Annotated in this window: 14 protein-coding genes; 6 read left to right on the top strand and 8 right to left on the bottom strand. The window is 53.3% G+C overall.

Annotated elements, in window-relative coordinates; all coding sequences use genetic code 11:
- Positions 1-14: 14 nt before the first annotated feature.
- Positions 15-2987, bottom strand: coding sequence for a SusC/RagA family TonB-linked outer membrane protein (locus ABD931_RS25290; RefSeq protein WP_345270812.1), 2973 nt, complete (start codon positions 2985-2987; stop codon positions 15-17).
- Between the two features lie 653 nt (positions 2988-3640).
- Between ABD931_RS25290 and ABD931_RS25285 the strand changes: the two genes are divergently transcribed.
- Together ABD931_RS25285 and ABD931_RS25280 are read left to right on the top strand one after the other, a co-directional pair.
- Positions 3641-6601, top strand: coding sequence for an FAD-binding and (Fe-S)-binding domain-containing protein (locus ABD931_RS25285; RefSeq protein WP_345270811.1), 2961 nt, complete (start codon positions 3641-3643; stop codon positions 6599-6601).
- Positions 6602-6692: 91 nt separating this feature from the next.
- Positions 6693-8660, top strand: a complete 1968-nt coding sequence (locus tag ABD931_RS25280) for a M1 family metallopeptidase (RefSeq protein WP_345270810.1) — start codon at positions 6693-6695, stop codon at positions 8658-8660.
- A 38-nt stretch (positions 8661-8698) separates the two neighbouring features.
- Here ABD931_RS25280 and ABD931_RS25275 read toward each other — a convergent pair whose 3' ends face one another.
- From ABD931_RS25275 to ABD931_RS25260, 4 genes are all read right to left on the bottom strand, one after another.
- A complete protein-coding gene (locus ABD931_RS25275) occupies positions 8699-9892 on the bottom strand; it encodes a Gfo/Idh/MocA family protein (RefSeq protein ID WP_345270809.1) in 1194 nt (397 codons plus the stop codon).
- A gap of 13 nt (positions 9893-9905) precedes the next feature.
- Entirely contained in the window at positions 9906-10364 is a 459-nt protein-coding gene (locus tag ABD931_RS25270; RefSeq protein ID WP_345270845.1) for a regulatory protein RecX, read from the bottom strand.
- A gap of 5 nt (positions 10365-10369) precedes the next feature.
- Positions 10370-11296, bottom strand: a complete 927-nt coding sequence (locus tag ABD931_RS25265; RefSeq protein WP_345270808.1) for an RraA family protein — start codon at positions 11294-11296, stop codon at positions 10370-10372.
- A 112-nt stretch (positions 11297-11408) separates the two neighbouring features.
- Positions 11409-12341 (bottom strand): RraA family protein, encoded by a 933-nt coding sequence (locus ABD931_RS25260; RefSeq protein WP_345270807.1) that lies wholly within the window; start codon positions 12339-12341, stop codon positions 11409-11411.
- Positions 12342-12505: 164 nt separating this feature from the next.
- Between ABD931_RS25260 and ABD931_RS25255 the strand changes: the two genes are divergently transcribed.
- Positions 12506-13975, top strand: a complete 1470-nt coding sequence (locus tag ABD931_RS25255; protein WP_345270806.1) for a mandelate racemase/muconate lactonizing enzyme family protein — start codon at positions 12506-12508, stop codon at positions 13973-13975.
- A 159-nt stretch (positions 13976-14134) separates the two neighbouring features.
- The gene (locus tag ABD931_RS25250) at positions 14135-14590 is read left to right on the top strand and encodes a DUF2147 domain-containing protein (protein WP_345270805.1); all 456 of its coding nucleotides are present in this window, start codon (positions 14135-14137) and stop codon (positions 14588-14590) included.
- An 11-nt stretch (positions 14591-14601) separates the two neighbouring features.
- On the opposite strand, the gene ABD931_RS25245 is transcribed toward ABD931_RS25250, so the two are convergent.
- Both ABD931_RS25245 and ABD931_RS25240 read right to left on the bottom strand, forming a co-directional pair.
- Positions 14602-15216 carry a DUF1684 domain-containing protein gene (locus ABD931_RS25245; RefSeq protein ID WP_345270804.1) on the bottom strand — a complete coding sequence of 205 codons (615 nt, stop codon included), beginning with the start codon at positions 15214-15216 and terminating at the stop codon, positions 14602-14604.
- 42 nt (positions 15217-15258) lie between these two features.
- Complete coding sequence (locus tag ABD931_RS25240) at positions 15259-15483, bottom strand: hypothetical protein (protein WP_345270803.1); 225 nt, start codon at positions 15481-15483, stop codon at positions 15259-15261.
- A gap of 174 nt (positions 15484-15657) precedes the next feature.
- Between ABD931_RS25240 and ABD931_RS25235 the strand changes: the two genes are divergently transcribed.
- A complete protein-coding gene (locus tag ABD931_RS25235; protein ID WP_345270802.1) occupies positions 15658-15798 on the top strand; it encodes a hypothetical protein in 141 nt (46 codons plus the stop codon).
- A gap of 172 nt (positions 15799-15970) precedes the next feature.
- Positions 15971-17491, top strand: coding sequence for an alpha,alpha-trehalase TreF (treF, locus tag ABD931_RS25230; protein ID WP_345270801.1), 1521 nt, complete (start codon positions 15971-15973; stop codon positions 17489-17491).
- A 135-nt stretch (positions 17492-17626) separates the two neighbouring features.
- Here treF and ABD931_RS25225 read toward each other — a convergent pair whose 3' ends face one another.
- Positions 17627-18394: an SEC-C metal-binding domain-containing protein gene (locus ABD931_RS25225; RefSeq protein ID WP_345270800.1), complete on the bottom strand. Its 768-nt coding sequence runs from the start codon at positions 18392-18394 to the stop codon at positions 17627-17629.
- Positions 18395-18464: the final 70 nt, after the last annotated feature.

Genomic DNA, 18464 nt, shown 5'->3' with positions numbered 1-18464 from the left:
GCAGGCCGTACCGTTTAGAAGCTCAGGTTAAGACCTAACTGGAATGCCCGGGTTCTCGGGTAGATACCACCGGCATCCATTCCAATGCTTTCCGGTGCCCGACCACGGCCACCTTCGCCAAGGTTACCCCGTACCTGCAGCTCAGGATCAACACCCTTATAAGCGGTCAGGATAAACAGGTTGTTACCACCGGCATATACACGGGCGTTGGTGAAGTACTTGCTACCCCGCACCGGCAGATTGTAGCCGATCTGCCAGTTATCCAGACGGGCAAACGAGCCGCTTTCCAGCCAGTACGTCGACAATACGTTGGTGCTGTAGTTAGTCGGCAGCGTTCTTACGTCACGCAGCATGTTGGTTTCCAGAATTGAACCTGGGATCATCAGGTTTGAACGCAGGTTGTTCAGGATTTTGTTACCGAATACACCCCGGATCTGGAAGTTCAGGTCGAAGTTGCCGTACCGGAAGCTGTTGATCAACGCACCCGTCAGGAACGGCTGGGGGTTACCCTGGTTCAGCGGGTTACCGGCAGCAAAACGTGCGGCTGCGTCGGCTCGGCTTACCTCCGTTACCGGCTGGTCGCCACTACCCGGAGCCAGCAACACCTTGCCGTCTGATGAGAAGCCTACGAAGGTCGGTACGTTGTTGAACGTGCCCAGCGGACTGCCCGGATAAATAATCGAGGCAAATACGTCGGACAGACCACGGCCACCAAAGGCGTTGAACCGAACGATACCGGAATCAAAGTCGTCGTTCCGCAGCGTCACAATCTCGTTGCGGTTCAACGAACCTACAAGCCGTGAGGTCCAGACAAAGTTCTCACTGGCAATGACATCACCACCAATCGAGAGCTCGATACCCTGGTTGCGCATCGATCCTACGTTAGCAGCAATCCGGTCGGTAAAGTAGCGAACCCCATCGGCCGGTACCGTATAATTGTACAACATGTCGCGGGTCAGCTTGTTATACACCTCCAGCGTACCCGTCAGGCGGCTGTTGAACAGTTGGAAGTCCAGACCGATGTTAGTCTGCTCTACCACCTCCCACTTCAGGTTCGGGTTGGCGTTCTGGATGATACCGTAGCCAGGCAGGAAGTCGCCAATGCTACCATTGTAGTACGTACCCCGCGGGCCATACAACTGCAGTGACTGGTACGGGCTGATCCCTTCGGTGTTACCCGTTTGGCCCCAGCCGGCGCGTAACTTCAGGAAGTTCAGCACGTTGCCTTTGGGGAAGAATGACTCGTTGGTCAGTGTCCAGCCGGCAGCCAGAGACGGGAACAGACCCCACTTGTTGTTGGCACCCAGTTTCGAACTGCCATCCCGGCGGAGGGTAGCCGTAAAATTGTACTTATCGCCTAAATTAACGGTAGCTCTTCCGAAGAAAGAGGCCAGTTTAAGCTGATTGCGGTACGAGTTGGCATAGTCAGAACGCGGACTGGTCAGTGAACCGGCACCCAAACCCAGGTTATTGTAGCTGATGGCATTGGTCAGGAACTGCGAATTGTACGCCCCGAAGCCATCAAAATCAACCTGCTGATACGAATAGCCACCCAGTACAGTAAAGTTGCTGTTGTTCTCACCAAAGCCACGGGTATAGTTAGCCGTTAGTTCGAGCAGGCGGTCGTTGGTGGTGTTCAGGTTGCGCTCGGCACCGCGAATCTCACCGGCATATGCCTTGATGTCCCTCGCCCGAAAGCGGCTTGTTACGTTGTTCTCGTTCCGGTACTGGCCGTTCACGCCCAGCGTCAGGCCGTCCAGTACTTCGTACCGCACGTTCATCCCGCCAATGATTTGCCGGTTGGTTTGATCGAAGTTCTGATTCTCCAGCATCGCTACCGGGTTGAATAAATCAAAACTGCCAGGAATTTCATAATACGAACCATCGGCGTTACGTACCGGCAGCGTCGGCAGGAAGGTAACGGCACGGCCGATGATCCCCCAGTCGGCCAGCTTGCTTTCGCGGCTCTGTACCGATAGGTTATAGGCAATGTTCAACCGGTTGTCCAGCGCTTTCTGGTCGAGGTTGATCCGGCCGGTCAATCGGTTGAAACCAGTGTTTTTTACCGTTCCCTGTTGGTTGATGTAGTTCAGTGATCCCCGGTAACTGAATCCCTGCGAACCGCCTGCTACAGACAGGTCGTGGTTGTTCGTGATGGCCGTCCGGGTAATTTCCTTAATCCAGTCGGTATCGAAGTTACCGGTTGGGAACCGCTGCTGGTCGGAGAGCGATGCATCCCCTTTGATAGCTCGCACCGCTTCGCGGTAGCCAGGACCATCCAGCAGATCGAGCCGTCTTGCGATGGTCTCAACCCCTACGTAGTTGTTGAATGATACCTGCGTCCGGCCTGACTTACCTCGTTTGGTGGTGACGATAATCACACCATTAGCCGCCCGGGAACCGTAGATCGCAGCTGCCGAGGCATCTTTCAATACATCCATCGACTCGATGTCTTCCGGTGCAATGGTGTTAATGGGTACACCAATCATACCGTCGACCACGTACAACGGATCGGAACCACCCGCTAGCGAGGTATAGCCCCGCAGACGCACGGTTGGGTTCTGGTTAGGATCACCCGAAGGCCGGGTAATAACCAGACCGGCTACTTTACCCTGAATCGCCTGCAGCGGATTCGGGTTGATACCAGGGTTAAAGTCTTTCGCACTTACCTGGACTACAGAACCCGTTACATCTTTCCGTTTGGCAGTACCGTAACCCACCACTACTACTTCTTCCAGCGCTTTGGTATCGGAGGTCAGGGCGACATCTACGGTAGAGCGGTTCCCTACGGCTACCTCCTGAGTTGCCAAACCAATAAAGCTGAAGATCAGGGTCGCATTATCAGGAACATTAGTCAGGGTATATACCCCCTCGCCGTTTGATGTGGTACCCCGATTGGTACCTTTGATCTGCACCGTAACACCCGGCAGGCTGGTGTTATCCTCAGCAGAGGTAACTTTGCCCGTTACCGTTCTTTCCTGCGCCATAGCAAACTGGCTTCCCAGTAGCAAAAACAACGTAAACGCCAGTAAAAGGCCGGAAAAGAGGCCTTTCTGACCAGTTTGACTACGCCAGGGAACTCTGGCCTGACCTACTTGATCGCACACGCGAGACATTCTGTAGGATTTGTTCATCATAGGATTCGATTAAATGGTTAATAAAAAGCAATTAAGCTGGGAAAGCTTATGTGTTTTATAAGTGTTCCTGGCTGAAGACATCCATACTTAATTTTGGGCAACGTATAGTAAGCGCGAAGGAGTATATGCCTGACAATCAGGCCTTTTGTATGGTGTCGAAACAGGAAATTATAGTACATAAACCTGAACCCAGTCGGCAAATTACAATAATTAAAGTGTATAATACAAATGCCTTTTGGCAAAAATTTAACTAGGAAACGGTTAAATAGTGTCAGTATGAACCGGGTATATCTGCCTTTCTGGCAGTCTATACCAGAGTTGCTCTGGTTTTCAGGTAGAATAACAGCAGCAAACAGGAAATTCAGGCGCAGTAATCAGTGAACAAGAACCCCGCCACCTCGGGAGAATATGCCCGGAGTGCCAATAATTTTGTATTTTTAGGGCTCAATTAACGGCATAGTCCCGCCGGTTTACGTTCTATCCTCCTGTCAGGTACTACGCCTATGACATCAGATGCGCTCCGGCAATTGGCCGGACAATTGGAAGGCACATTATACGACGATTCCACCATGCGAACGCTGTACGCCACCGACGCGTCGGCTTACCGCGAAATGCCCCTGGCCGTGGTGGTGCCCAAATCGACCAATGATCTCAAAACACTTATCGCCTTTACCAGTCGGCACAAAACTTCGCTGATACCCCGCACCGGCGGCACCTCGCTGGCGGGGCAGGTGGTCGGCAACGGCATTGTGGTCGATCTCTCGGTGCATTTTACCCAAATTCTGGAGCTGAACCAGACCGAAGGCTGGATCCGGGTGCAGCCGGGCGTGATTCGGGATGAACTGAATATGTTCCTGAAGCCGTACGGTCTTTATTTCGGCCCCGAAACCTCAACCGCCAACCGGGCCATGATTGGCGGGATGGTGGGCAACAACTCATGCGGCTCCAACTCGGTGGTGTACGGCTCTACGCGGGAACATCTGCTGGAAGTGAAGGCGATACTGGCGGATGGAAGCGACGTAGCGTTTAGGCGAATTAAGAATGAAGAATTAAGAGTTAAGAGTTTGGAGGAGACGCTGGAAGGGGAAATTTACCGGCAGGTGGTGACAGCACTGTCGGCACCGACTATACAGGAAGAGATTCGGCGGAATTTTCCCAAGCCCAGCATCGAGCGTCGGAATACCGGGTATGCCCTGGATATGCTGCTGGGCTGCGAGCCCTTTACGCCCGGTGGAGAGCCGTTCAACTTCTGTAAGCTCATTGCAGGATCGGAGGGTACGCTCTGCTTTCTGACCGAATTAACCCTGAAGGTGGTGCCGCTGCCGCCGAAAGAGGGTGGCGTGGTGTGTATTCACTTCAACACCATCGACGAATCGCTGCGGGCCAATCTGATTGCGCTGAAGTACCAGCCGCAGGCGGTAGAGCTTATCGATCATTACATTCTGGAGTGTACCAAAGATAATATCGAGCAGCGCAGGAACCGCTTCTTCGTTCAGGGAGATCCCGGTGCCATTCTGGTGGTCGATCTATCGAGCGACGACCGGGCCGAGATTGAACGCAAAGCGGCTCTGCTGGAAGCCGAGATGCGCGAAGCCGGACTCGGGTATCATTTCCCGCTGCTCTTTGGCGAGGATGTCAAGAAAGTGTGGACACTGCGGAAGGCCGGACTTGGTTTGCTCGGTAACCTGCCCGGCGACGAAAAAGCGGTGGCCGTAATTGAAGATACTGCCGTAGACGTACGGGACCTGCCCGACTACATCCGCGACTTCAACGCCATTCTGGCTAAGCACGGCATGTACGCGGTACATTACGCCCATGCCGGCTCCGGCGAACTGCACCTGCGGCCGATCATCAACCTGAAAACCGAAGAGGGCCACCGGCAATACCGGATGATTGCCGAAGAAATTGCTGCCCTGGTCAAGAAATACGACGGCTCTCTCTCGGGCGAACACGGCGACGGCCGGCTGCGGGGCGAATTTATTCCGCAGATGGTGGGGCCGAAGAACTACGAGCTGATGCGCCAGCTAAAGTATACCTGGGACCCGCAGAACATCTTCAATCCCGGCAAGATTGTGGATACGCCCCCGATGGATAGCTTTCTGCGCTACGAAGCAGGGCAGTCGTCACCAGATTTCAACACCGTATTTCGCTACCACGATCAGACGGTGCTGCAACATGCCGAGCAGTGCAACGGCTCCGGCGACTGCCGTAAAACCCACCTCTCCGGCGGAACCATGTGCCCCAGCTACATGGCTACCCGCAACGAACGGGATACCACCCGCGCCCGCGCCAACATACTGCGTGAGATGCTGACCCGCTCGCCCAAGGAGAATCGTTTCGACCATGAGGAGATCAAAGACGTGATGGACCTCTGCATCTCCTGCAAAGGCTGTAAGTCGGAGTGTCCGTCGGGCGTGGATATGGCGAAGCTGAAAGCCGAATTTCTCCAGCACTACTACGATGCCAAGGGCGTGCCGGTCCGCTCCCGACTGATTGCCAACTTTGCCCGGCTGACCAACCTGGCCTCGCTGGTACCCTGGGCCTACAATGCCGTGTTTGATACTGAGCCGCTCCGGCGCATAGCCAACCGCATTGTCGGTTTCCACCCTGATCGCACCATGCCGCTGCTGCACAAGACCACGCTGCGGAAGTGGTTTGAAAAGCGTGGGGCGTGGGGCAGGGAGCAGGGGGTAAAACAGCCTCATACCCCAAGCTCCTCGCCCCAGGCCCCTCGCACCATTTACCTCTTCTGCGATGAGTTTACCAACTACAATGACGTGGAGATTGGGCAGAAGGCGGTAATGCTGCTGGAGAAGTTAGGGTACAACGTAATTATCCCCGAGCATGGAGAGAGTGGCCGGGCACCTATCTCGAAAGGGCTGATACGTTACGCCAAAACACTGGCGGAACGAAACGTACGCAATTTAAAGGACCTGATCACCGTTGAAACGCCATTGGTGGGCCTGGAGCCGTCGGCCATTCTGACCTTCCGGGATGAGTACCCCGACCTGGTCGATGAGTCGCTGCTACCCGACGCCCGGCGGCTGGCCGAAAACTCTCTGACATTTGAGGAGTTTATAGCGAGAGAGATCGACAAAGGTACTATTACCAAACAACAGTTTACGTCGGAGAAGCGGCTTATCAAACTGCACGGGCACTGCCAGCAGAAAGCGGTATCGTCGCTGGTGCCGGCCAAGAAAATGCTGTCGCTGCCGGAGAACTTCACGGTACACCTGATTCCGTCGGGTTGCTGCGGCATGGCGGGCTCCTTCGGCTATGAGGCCGAGCACTACGAGGTATCGATGAAGATTGGCGAACTGGTGCTCTTCCCGACGGTACGGCAGCAGCCGGACGACGTGATTATTGCCGCGCCGGGAACCAGCTGCCGGCATCAGATCAAAGACGGCACCGGGCGCAGGGCGAAGCATCCGGCCGAAATTTTATACGAAGCATTAATGATTTAGTTTAAGGTTTGAAGTTGCTCCGCCAAGGTACCTTTCGATCTCCAGACGGCATCGTTCAAACTACAAACTACAAACTTCAAACTACCACTTCATGAGAAAAGCAGGTATCTGGGTGGGGCTTTTTTGTCTCTGCCTCAGTATCGGAGCCTGGGCACAGTCCGGCGCATCCACCTCCAAATACGATCCGAAAGAACTCTTTCACCCCTTGTTCAATATGCAGCCGGGTAATGTTTACCGCACCAGTGGCGGATCACCCGGTCCCAACTATTGGCAGAATCGGGCCGACTATAAAATTAACGCCAGCCTGGACGATGTACAGAACGTGCTGACGGGCGACGTTGAAATTACCTATACAAACAACTCACCCGAAGATCTTCCGTTCCTGTGGTTGCAGATTGACCAGAATGCCTTTGCCGACACCTCGCGGGCGGCTAAAACGACCCCTATCTCCGGCGGTCGGTTTGGCAACGCTAATTTCTCCGGTGGCGTAACAATTGCCTCAGTTACGGTCGAACACGGCAAAAACAAACCCGTAGCCGCTTCATACACCGTTACCGATACCCGCATGCAACTACGGCTGACGGAGCCGTTGAAAAAAGGGGGCGATAACCTGAAGATCCGTATCGCTTACTCTTTCAGGATTCCGGAATACGGCTCCGATCGCATGGGTCAGCAGCGCACCCGCAACGGCACCATCTACGAAATAGCGCAGTGGTACCCGCGCATGTGCGTGTTTGATGATATAGAAGGCTGGAACGTGCTGCCATACCTGGGCGCAGGCGAGTTTTACCTGAACTACGGCGATTACGAATACGCCATTGAGGTGCCCTGGAACCATATCGTGGTCGGCTCCGGTGAGCTGCTGAACCCGAATGAGGTGCTAACCGGCGAGCAGATCAGGCGACTGGCACAGGCCCGGCAGAGCGATAGGACCGTAATGATTCGCGCCAAAGATGAAGTAAACGACATGACCTCCCGGCCAAAACAATCGGGACGGCTTACCTGGCGGTTCCGTTGCCAGAACGCCCGTGATGTGGCCTGGGCTACCTCAAAAGCGTTTGTGTGGGATGCGGCCCGTATACAGTTGCCCAGCGGCAAAACGGCGCTGGCCCAGTCGGTATACCCCATAGAGAGTGCAACGCCTGATTCGTGGGGCCGTTCAACGGAGTACGTAAAAGGTGCTGTGGAATTCTACTCCAGATACCTCTACGAGTACACCTATCCGGTGGCTACCAACGTGGCCGGCGTTGTGGGCGGTATGGAATACCCCGGTATCATCTTTTGCGATCACCGGGACAAAAAAAGTTCGCTATGGGGCGTTACGGACCACGAATTCGGCCATAACTGGTTCCCGATGATCGTCGGTAATAACGAGCGTAAATTTGCGTGGATGGACGAGGGCTTCAATACGTTCATTAACATGCTTTCTACCGCCAATTTCAACAACGGCGAGTACTATAACGAGCGGGCGACCATGCACGACGTAGCGCCGGCGTTGTTCGGCCCCGTTGAGCCGATCATGTCTATACCGGATGTGCAGCAGCCACGTAACCTGGGTATTCTGGCGTATTATAAGCCGGGTATGGGCCTGAAACTGCTGCGCGAGGTGATTCTGGGGCCTCAGCGGTTCGATTTTGCCTTTCGGGAGTATATGAGACGCTGGGCCTTTAAGCACCCGACACCCTATGATTTCTTCCGGACGATCGAAGATGCTGCCGGCGAAGATCTCGGCTGGTTCTGGCGCGGCTACTTTTACGAAACCTGGAAGCTCGATCAGGGTGTAAAGGAAGTCAAGTACGTGGAGCAAAGCCCGCAGAAAGGGTCGCTGATCACCATCGAAAACCTGGAGAAAATGGCTATGCCCCTGACGGTAGAAATTCAGGAGAGCAACGGCAAGAAGTCACGGGTGAACCTGCCGGTCGAAGTCTGGCAGCGGGGCGGCACCTGGACCTTCAAAGCGGAGACTACCTCTCCCCTACGGTCTGTCATCGTGGATCCGGACAAAGTTTTACCCGATATAAACCCGAAGAACAACGTGTGGCGAAGTGAAGCGAATTAACGGTTTCAGATTTTAGCCGCCCGGCTGAAGGAGCATACCTATACCACTGGCCAGCGGAAAGTGGATTGCAGCGTAACCCGTTTGCCCGTCTGCCCGGAGGTCCGGGCGGCTTCAATGATTTCCAGTACGTGCAGCGCATGTTCGGCCTGTATGAGGGGCTCTTTGCCCTGCGCCAGGTGCCCGGCAATGACCGAGGCCCCCATCTCCCAGCGGTAGTCGGCCGGGTCGGTCACGTAGAGCCGGCCTTTCTCGTCGGCGTGCGTAGCCAGATCGACACCGAAAGGTGCCCAGTCGTAGCCGATCAGGGCCAGATTACCGTGGGTGCCCCAGACGGTAATGGTTGGCTTCTCCTGCCCGGTACCTTCGTGGCCGTAGGGGTCGAAGTAGTTGAACCCGCACTGTACGTGCGACAGCGTACCGTTGCCGTGATCGAGCAACACCATGGCGTTATCTTCAGCCGCCACCGGAATCTCGCCTTTGTTATCGGTTTTGCGGGTGGGCGTTACAATGCTGATCATAGCCATCACCGACCGGGCCGGGCCGAGCAGTCCGGTGAGCGTAGCCAGATTGTATACCCCCAGATCGGGCAGGCTACCTCCGCCTTTCTCGTAGAAAAATGCCGACCAGGTCGGTCCCAGGTGACCGTAGTGCGCATGTGCGGCCGAGACCTTACCCAGTTTACCGTCGCGGATGGCCTCGGCCATAAACCTGAATTGCGGGCTCATGACCACCGCCGGAGCCCCCCAGATGCGGAGTTGTTTCTTCTGCGCCAGATTGAGCAGGTCACGGCCCTCGCGGTAGGTGTTGGCCATGGGCTTTTCACTCCAGACGTGTTTGCCCGCCAGCAGCGCCTGTTTGTTGAGCCGGCCGTGCTCCTGCATATTGGTCAGGTTGACCAGCAGGTCGAACGGCGCACCGGCCAGCAATTGATCGATGTGCGGGTAGTGGTGGGGAATGTTGTACTTACCGGCTGCCTGCCGGGCACGTTCGGGAATAATATCACAGGTACTGACCAGCTCCACATACGGCGATTTGGCCAGGTGCGGCAGGTACATGTTGGATACGCTGCCGCAGCCGATGACAGCTACCCGTATTTTTTTGTCAACGGCGACGGGCGCAGTACCGGTAGCGGCCTGGGCCTGAGAGAGAGGTGTAGCCATGGCGGCTACCGTGCCGAATGCTCCTACCCGGCTGAGGAACTCGGACCGACTAATGGGCTTAGGCGATTTCATGAGAGTGTATAATTTATTCTGTCTCGCCCAGTACCTGCCAGATCAGGTCGGGCTCGTAGCCTTTGCTCATGGCATAGCGGGCTAATTTCTGCTTAATCACCAGCGGATTATCGTCGCGCAGGCTTCGGCGTTTTTTGTCGAGCAGGGCCACCAGCGCTTCCCGGTAGTCGTCTCCCCCAATCTCGGTCATCGCCTGCTCCAGGTTATAGCCGGTAATGCCGCGCTGCTGCAAATGCTGCCGGATCTTTCGTTTACCCCACTGCTTCACCCGAAACTTTCCTCCCGCAAACGTCCGGGCAAACCGCTCCTCATTCAAATAGTTCAGGGTGATCAATTCGGCAATTACCTCGTCGGCGTCATCACCATAAACACCCCACTCATCCAGTCGTTCGCGCACCTCCTGCTGTGTCCGCTCCTGATAGGCGCAGAACAAAGCCGCCTTCCGCAACGCATCTTTCAAACGATCATTCATCATTATCACCACGTTCTCTTACTCATCACTTTGTCCACCTCCGCCCGGTTCATGCTGCCGAGTTCGGGGTGCTGGGCAAGCCATTTGAGGAATTCGTTTTTTAGTTCGTCATTCCACTGGCTGTCGATCTGGCCGGCGGTGTAGCGGCCGGACCGGACCATCTCGAAGCCAAACTTGTCTTTGCGGGTTACAAACTCGCAGGTGCCGATGACCTGCTCAGCCAGGTGAGCCGGGATAAACAAAACGCCCTCGCGCTGAGCCATCACCAGATCGCCCGGCAGCACCATGGCGTTGCCGATGCGGATAGGTGTGTTCAGACCCATCAGCACCATTTCTTCCAGAAACGACGGGTGAAAATCCCGGACAAACGCGTTGAACCCTTTGATGGTTTGAATTTCGGCCAGGTCGCGGGCAGCGCCGTTGAAAACTACGCCGTTACCCGATTTGCTGAAGATAGAATTCGCCAGCGTAGCCCCAATTAGCGTCCCCCCACCGATCTTGCCAAAGCCGTCGGCTACATATACATCGCCTTTGGTCAGCACATCGATGGGCCAGGAGTTAGTGTTGCCTTTGCGGCCCTGTTTGCTGATACCCCGCTCCTTGATGTTCTTCTCCACATCTGGCCGGCTGGGCATAAACATGGCCGTTACGGCCCGCCCAACCACCGGCACATCGTCCCATACCATTTTCCAGTTGCCTTCGTACTGGTTCAGGTAGCCTTCGTTCTTCAGTACCGTCCAGGCATCGGCGATCCCAATCGCTTTGGCCCGCTCCAGCAGGTTGTCGGGCACTTTGGGGCGTCCGTCGGGGAAGCGTTCGCCTTTCCACTCCGAAGTCAGAAAAACCAGTTCATCTTTAGAAATGGTCTGGGCAAACAGTGACGAAACCCCACAAAAGCACAGGAAAACAAACAGCAATATGATTTTATTCATAGGTAAACGTTAGTCGTTAGTCAATAGTCGATAGTCAATAGTGGTTAGTCGTTGGTAAAACAGGCGTCAGCCACTAACAACAATCGACTAACCACTATTGACTACTACCTCATTAATGCCCTTCTTTGGCCAGATATGCTTCAATTTCTTTTTGGGAAACCGCCAGCTTTTTGGGGTATTTGGCCACCCAGGCTCTGAATTCATTCTTGATTTTGTCGGACCAGTCGCCGTGGATCTCGCCGGAGGGGTACTTACTCTGCTGGAGCAGATACCGTTCAAACTCGTCGCGCAGCGCGGTCATCTCCGAAGCCGACACCAGCCCCTCCACCAGGTGAGCCGGAATAAACGCGACCCCATATTCATTGGCAAAGACCACATCGCCCGGCAACACGGTCACTTCACCAATACGAATGGGCGCGTTGATGGACGTCGGCGTCATGTCCCTTATGTACGAGGGATGATGGCCTTTTACCCAGGCGTTGAAACCTTTGGTATCCTTGAGCTCCTGCATATCCCGAATGGAGCCGTAAAAAATAACCCCATTGCCGGTTTTGCCATAAATGGCGTTGCCCAGGCTGGAACCGATCAGCGTACCATCTTTGATCTTGCCGTAGCCGTCGGCTACATACACATCGCCCTTAGCCAGAATATCGATAGGCCAGATATTGATACCTCCTTTCTGGGACCGGCCTTCTGCTTTGCCCTGCGCCCGTACGAGGCTGTCGAGGTCGGGTCGGGTCGGCATAAACTGGGCGGTTACCACGCGGCCGGTCATGGTTTCGCCGGGCTTCAGGATAATCCAGTCGCGTTCCACCTGGTTGCGGTATCCTCTCCGCTCCATATAACCCCAGACCTGTTCCAGCGTACAGTTTTTCAGCCGGTCAATTACAATATCGGGTACTTTAGGACGGCCGTCGGGGAAGCGTTCGCCCTGCCATTTGGCCGTTAGTGCCTGAACATACTCAGGCGCAGAGCCCACCCGCTGGGCATTCGCACAGAATCCACCAGCCAGCAAGGCCAGCACCAGTAGTGCTTTCTTGTTCATAAAAGTTAAAGGTTTAAGGATGTTTACCTGTTTTTAAACAGACTTGTTTCTATTTTGAGTAAAGCAGGTAAAAGTATAAATTTCACGATTAATAGAATTATATCTCGATATTTTTCCGCTTTTTTGTTGGTGTAGTCTTATTTCCCTAAAAACCCTTTCTTCTTATGAACAAGTTTAAGCATCTGTTTCAGTTGCTCAAAGACCGGCCGGAACCGAGTATCTCCCCCAAACAACCAACGGATCTGCCGGCGGGCGATCGCCGTAGCTTCCTGCGCAATTCGGCCTTAGGGGGTTTGTCGATGGGTATGCTGTTGGATGGTAAGGTAGAGCAGGAAATGGAGTTTCTGACCCAGAAAGTACAGAAAGCTTCCAAACCTTCGGACCTGAAAATTACCGACCTGCGGGTTGCCCATCTGGTGGGTGTGCCCTTCGGCAGCCCAATCATCCGCATCGATACCAACCAGGGACTCGTCGGCTGGGGTGAAGTACGCGATGGGGCCAGCCCCAACTATGCGCTGATGCTGAAGAGCCGGCTGCTGGGCAAAAATCCCTGTAATGTCGAGAAAGTCTTTAAAGAGATCAAACAGTTTGGTAACCACAGCCGGGCCGCCGGTGGTGTCTGTGGCGTTGAAATGGCGCTGTGGGATCTGGCCGGCAAAGCATACGGCGTTCCGGTTTACCAGATGCTCGGCGGTAAGTACCGCGATTTTGTGCGGCTCTACGCCGATACCCCCGAAGGAAAAACGTATGAGGAGTTTGCTCAGAATATGGCCAAGCGCCGGGACCAGGGCTATACGTTCCTGAAAATGGACTTTGGTATTGGAATGCTCGCCGACCAGAAAGATGCCCTGGTGGGGGCCAAACAGTGGAGCGTTCGCCAGCAGTGGAATGACCGCGAGCCCGGTAAATTCGGTAATTATGCCAATACCAAGCACCCATTTACCCGCATTCAGGTAACCAAGAAGGGCCTGGATCAGTTGGTGGAGCACGTCGGCAGAGTACGCGAGATCGTCGGTTACGAAACACCCCTGGCCGCCGACCACTTCGGCCACTTCGACGTTAACACGGCCATTCAGATCGGTCAGGCAATGGAGCCGTTCCGGCTGGCGTGGCTGGAAGACATGGTACCCTGGTTCTACACCGACCAGTGGAAGCAAATCTCGGATGCCATTACAACCCCCACGCTAACCGGTGAGGATATTTACCTGAAAGAGGAATTTATCAAGCTGATTGATGCCAGAGCCATCGATATGATCCACCCCGATCTGGCATCGTCGGGGGGAATTCTGGAGACTAAAAAAATCGGCGATTATGCCGAGGAAAAAGGAATTCCGATGGCGATGCACTTTGCCGGTTCTCCCATCTCTATGATGGCCAACGTTCACTGCGCTGCCGCTACCGAAAACTTTGTGGCGCTGGAACACCACGGCGTAGACGTAGCCGGTTGGGAGGATATTGTAACGGGCCTGAAGCCGATTGCCGACAAAGGTTTCGTGCGGGTTCCTGACAAGCCCGGCCTGGGTGTCGAGTTGAACGAAGAGGTAGCCAAGCGGTATCTGAAAAAAGATACCCCCTGGTTTGCCCCAACCGACTCCTGGAACAGCCGCGACTCGAACGACCGCGAGTGGAGTTAATCGAGTAGGAGGTCGCTTCGACTCTTTATACAACTGGATGTAGTAGCCCCGACGCCGAAGCGCCGGGGCTTTTTTTGTGAGAAAATCGTTTTTTAAACTTATTTCGGCTTGCGCTGCGTTTATATACGGACACAAATCACAAATAAAGCAATAGTACGTATGAACATAGGGCGGTGTAGCCTCTGGCTGCTGGTACTGCTGGTTTCATTAACCAGTTTTACGGCAGCGGCCGATGATGAGGACGCAGTGGTAGGACGGTGGCTCAGCCCCAAAAAGAAAAATCAGATCGACATATATAGGCGGGGAGACCGGTATTACGGTAAGCTGGTCTGGATGCAGGAGCCGTATGACCCGGCTACCCAGAAACCCAAAACCGACCGGAATAACCCCGACGAAAGGCTTCGTCAGCGGCCCATTCTGAACCTTGACATCATGTCGAGCTTCCGGTACGGGGGCGACAAAGTCTGGACCAACGGCCAGATCTATAACCCGGAAGACGGCAAGACCTATAGCTGCGAACTAACGCTGAAAAACCCTAACACCCTCGAAGTGCGGGGCTATATGCTCGGCATGAGTTTCCTGGGCAAAACATCAGTCTGGACGCGGGTAAAATAAGATTTACCGGATTAATGCGCTTTGCCGAAGTTCTTCTCACCAGCTCTGATCGGGATGGGCAGAACGTTTTGCGCCGGCGGAATCGGGCAGGAATAGCCATCGCTGTACGCACAGTACGGATTATAGGCTTTGTTGAAATCGATAATCAGTTTACCGTCTTTGATATCTCCAACCCGAAAATCGAGGTAACGGCCGCCCCCGTACGTTTCGCTCCCATTCGTGGCATCTTTGAACGGAAGAAATAGGTAATCACGGTATTGCGGCAGCTTCATCAGTTGCAGGCTGCGGAACAGCGCCAGTTGCAGAACCTGGCCTTTATGGGTAAACGTTAGAACCGCATACCTGACGTGGGGCTTTTGCTGCCCATTATACGTGGGCATGTTGAACGGTTCGGATTCGGGGGTACGGCGGACGACAGCTTCAATCCGAAACGTGGAATCTGGTTCAAAAAACTGCAGGTTCGCCAGGTCCTGCGCGTTTTTAAGCGGGCCATTGGCTGACGTCAAAAACTCAGCTTTGTAGTCGGCACGATGCCGGGCAATCTCCTCTTCGTAGGCCATCCGGTTGGTTTGTGCATTAGCCGCTAAAGCCCAACCTGTCAACAGCATACCATACAACCATTTCATACCTGAGCCATATAAAAGCCGTATTAGTCTGCATACGCTGCTTTAATGCCCAAAGATACCCCGGTTAAATGTAATTCGCTGCATTAGGGACAGTAATCCATGAGCAATCATGCTGCCAATGACAACGGAGCTGATAATGGCAAAAACAGCAATTGTAATCCGACCGATTAATACCCAATTCCAGGAAATATCGAGAAGCCAGTTTAAAGCCACATAGGTGCTGATACTAAAAACAGCTAATACCAGAAAACTGCGAAACATATTCATGGGGCGCTATAGTTTAAAAAAAGATTAAAAAACCGAAAGCTTTGTTTACTTATACCATTTAGACTATTTGCGACCTTACTAGTCACATATACTTATAGTATTAAACTAAAATTTAATGAAAATGAAAAACGTTTTAATTACTGAACGGCGGCTTACCGCCTAAATAATGGTACTGTGTATGTTCACCTGAACGGCAAGCTGAAGGTAACGCTGAAGCCGGCTTCAGCGGAAACCCTCTACGTGAGCCGCACCCGCGACTTCAAAGCCACGCCGTCTGATCTGCAGACCATGACCCTGAAAGAAACAAGCTGGTAAGCGCCAAGTCCTGACCATAGCTTGAAAAAAACTGTTCGGCAGCTGGAACGGTGTAATCGTATCAAGACTCACCATTTTCTTATTGGCCGGCGAACATCCAAACCAATGGCCCGTTTAGTAGAAAACGCATCGGACAATCCGCCATCAACCCATGTTTTTCTTCTGATACCGTATGGTTACGAGCATGCTTTATCCGCCTACCCCCGACGAACTCTACGGGCCGCTGTTTCTGGCGGTTCAGGAAAGCCGGGTATTGGGCGATACCAAAACGTTTGTCGACAGTGTACCCATCATGGCTCCGGCCGATATTGTCGGCCTGTACCAGGCCCAAAAAGAAAAGCCGGACTTTGACTTAGCCGACTTTGTTCAGCAGCATTTTACGTTACCGAGCCAACCGGCCGCCGACTTCATCAGCGACCGATCCGTCTCCACCGCCAACCATATCGAACGCTTGTGGGACCAACTGACCCGCCCCCCCGATCCGCATGTGGAAGGAAGCTCCCGATTGCCCTTACCTTACCCGTACATTGTACCCGGCGGGCGTTTCCGGGAAATTTTTTACTGGGACAGCTACTTCACCATGCTCGGCCTGCAACAGTCAGGGCGCATTTCGCTGATCCGCAACATGGTCGACAACTTTGCCCATCTGATCGACACGTACGGCTTCATTCCGAACGGCAACCGGACTTACTTCCTGAGCCGGTCGCAGCCGCCGTTCTTTGCCTTGATGGTACAGTTGCTGAACGAGCTGGATGAACATGATATCGTGACACAGTACCTTCCTCAGTTGGAACAGGAGTATACCTTCTGGATGAGCGGACAGGAGCAGCTATCGGCCTCCACACCAATACACCGGCGAGTCGTGCAACTACCGGATGGGTGGGTAGTTAACCGCCATTGGGACCCGAAAACAACCCCCCGGCCCGAAGCCTACCCTAAAGAGGTTCCCGCTCAGCAGAAGGCACAGGTACTAGGCATACCGGTAGAAATATTTTACAGCCACAACCGGGCCGCCTGTGAATCGGGCTGGGACTTCAGCAGCCGCTGGTTTGCCGACGGGCAGCACATGCGCACCATCCGGGCTGCTGATCTGGTACCGGTCGACCTCAATTGCCTGGTATATTACCTGGAAGTGACATTGGCTATAGGGTACGCCCAAAAAGGCAATGCAGCAAAAGCCGATGAGTTCAGACAGGCAGCCGAAAACCGGAAGCATTTAATCCAGAAACTCTTCTGGAGCGAAGCCGTTAACTTTTTCACTGACTACGATCCAGCTACGCGTCAGCCTACTCAGATCCTGACGCTGGCTGCCGTATACCCGCTGTTTTTCAACATAGCCACCAACGAGCAGGCCTATCAGGTACACCAACGGCTTCGGCAGGAGTTTCTGATGCCGGGCGGTCTGGTGACCTCCCTGGTCAACTCAGGGGAGCAGTGGGACGCCCCGAACGGCTGGGCTCCGTTGCAGTGGATGGCGTACCGGGGCCTGATGAACTATGGCTACGCCGAAACAGCCCGCGAGGTTCGCAACCGCTGGCTGGCTTTAAACGATAAGGTGTTCCATGCAACAGGCAAAATGATGGAGAAATACAATGTAGTGGATACCACCCTGCTGGCAGGTGGCGGCAACTACCCCAACCAGGACGGCTTCGGCTGGACCAACGGCGTTTACCTGCGGCTGCTGGCGGAGTAACAAAGCCAGTACTTATGCAAAAATGACCAAGCTGAGCAAGGAAATTGAACGTGCCTGCTAAAGGCTTCATGATGATAATCCGGGGCTTCACACGATCTCCGGATAAAATGCCCAACTGGAGCACAGTCATAATTGTTACGGTTTTCCGTGGCACTTTTTGTATTTTAATCCACTACCACAAAAACAGATTTCGTTTCTACCCAGCTTATATGTGCTTTTTAAAGGTTCTTTACTTTCCGAAGTGGAATTACTCCAATCTGACGCAGTAGACTTGTTATTAGGCGGCTGCATAATGTCAAGAGACTTTTCAACTTCATATGCAATTTGCCTGACTGCTGGTAGTACTGGAGAGTTGATAGGTATTTGATCTACTCCATTAGCAATGGTCCATTGCATGGAGTTTTCCCGTGATAGCTTGATAAACTCCTCATCAAGCTTAGGGTCAACATGTGCTCCTCCATCCTGTTCTGCTAAGTATAGGACTAATTCCTTTCTGGTAAACTCTTTACCTGTACTATCCTTCAATACTGGCTTGTTCCACCAAGCATCAAACGGCTTTGAGTGCTCTACCCCTAAATAGCCTTCACCCAGAAGTGGAACATAACCATCGAAACTATTTGACGACGTTATTGCGAGTAAATTACACTGAGTCAATAAATTATCTGGTTCTAAATCCAAGCACGTATCTATAAATCCAATGCTTCCTTTATACCCTAATTGATCGAGAACAGATTTACTATTTCTAGTATCATGTAATAAGATTCTTAAAGTTACAGCCAGTCGTTTAGCTTCTCTACAATAGCCTGAGTCAAAGGAATGGCTTGATGCCTTTAGAAAATGTATTTGCTCTTTTAGCTGTTCCTTAAGATCATCTACAGTTCGTTCCCTTTGTGCTTTTCCCATAATTTGATGATTGTACAATGTGGAGTACTGTCACAAACGTTAAGCAAAATGGAAAAAGCTACAAAAATGA

Origin of the sequence: Nibrella viscosa (assembly GCF_039541875.1) — a bacterium.
GTDB lineage: Bacteria > Bacteroidota > Bacteroidia > Cytophagales > Spirosomataceae > Nibrella > Nibrella viscosa.
Note: the sequence above shows the minus strand (reverse complement) of the source record. Positions and strands in the feature narration are given on the sequence as shown.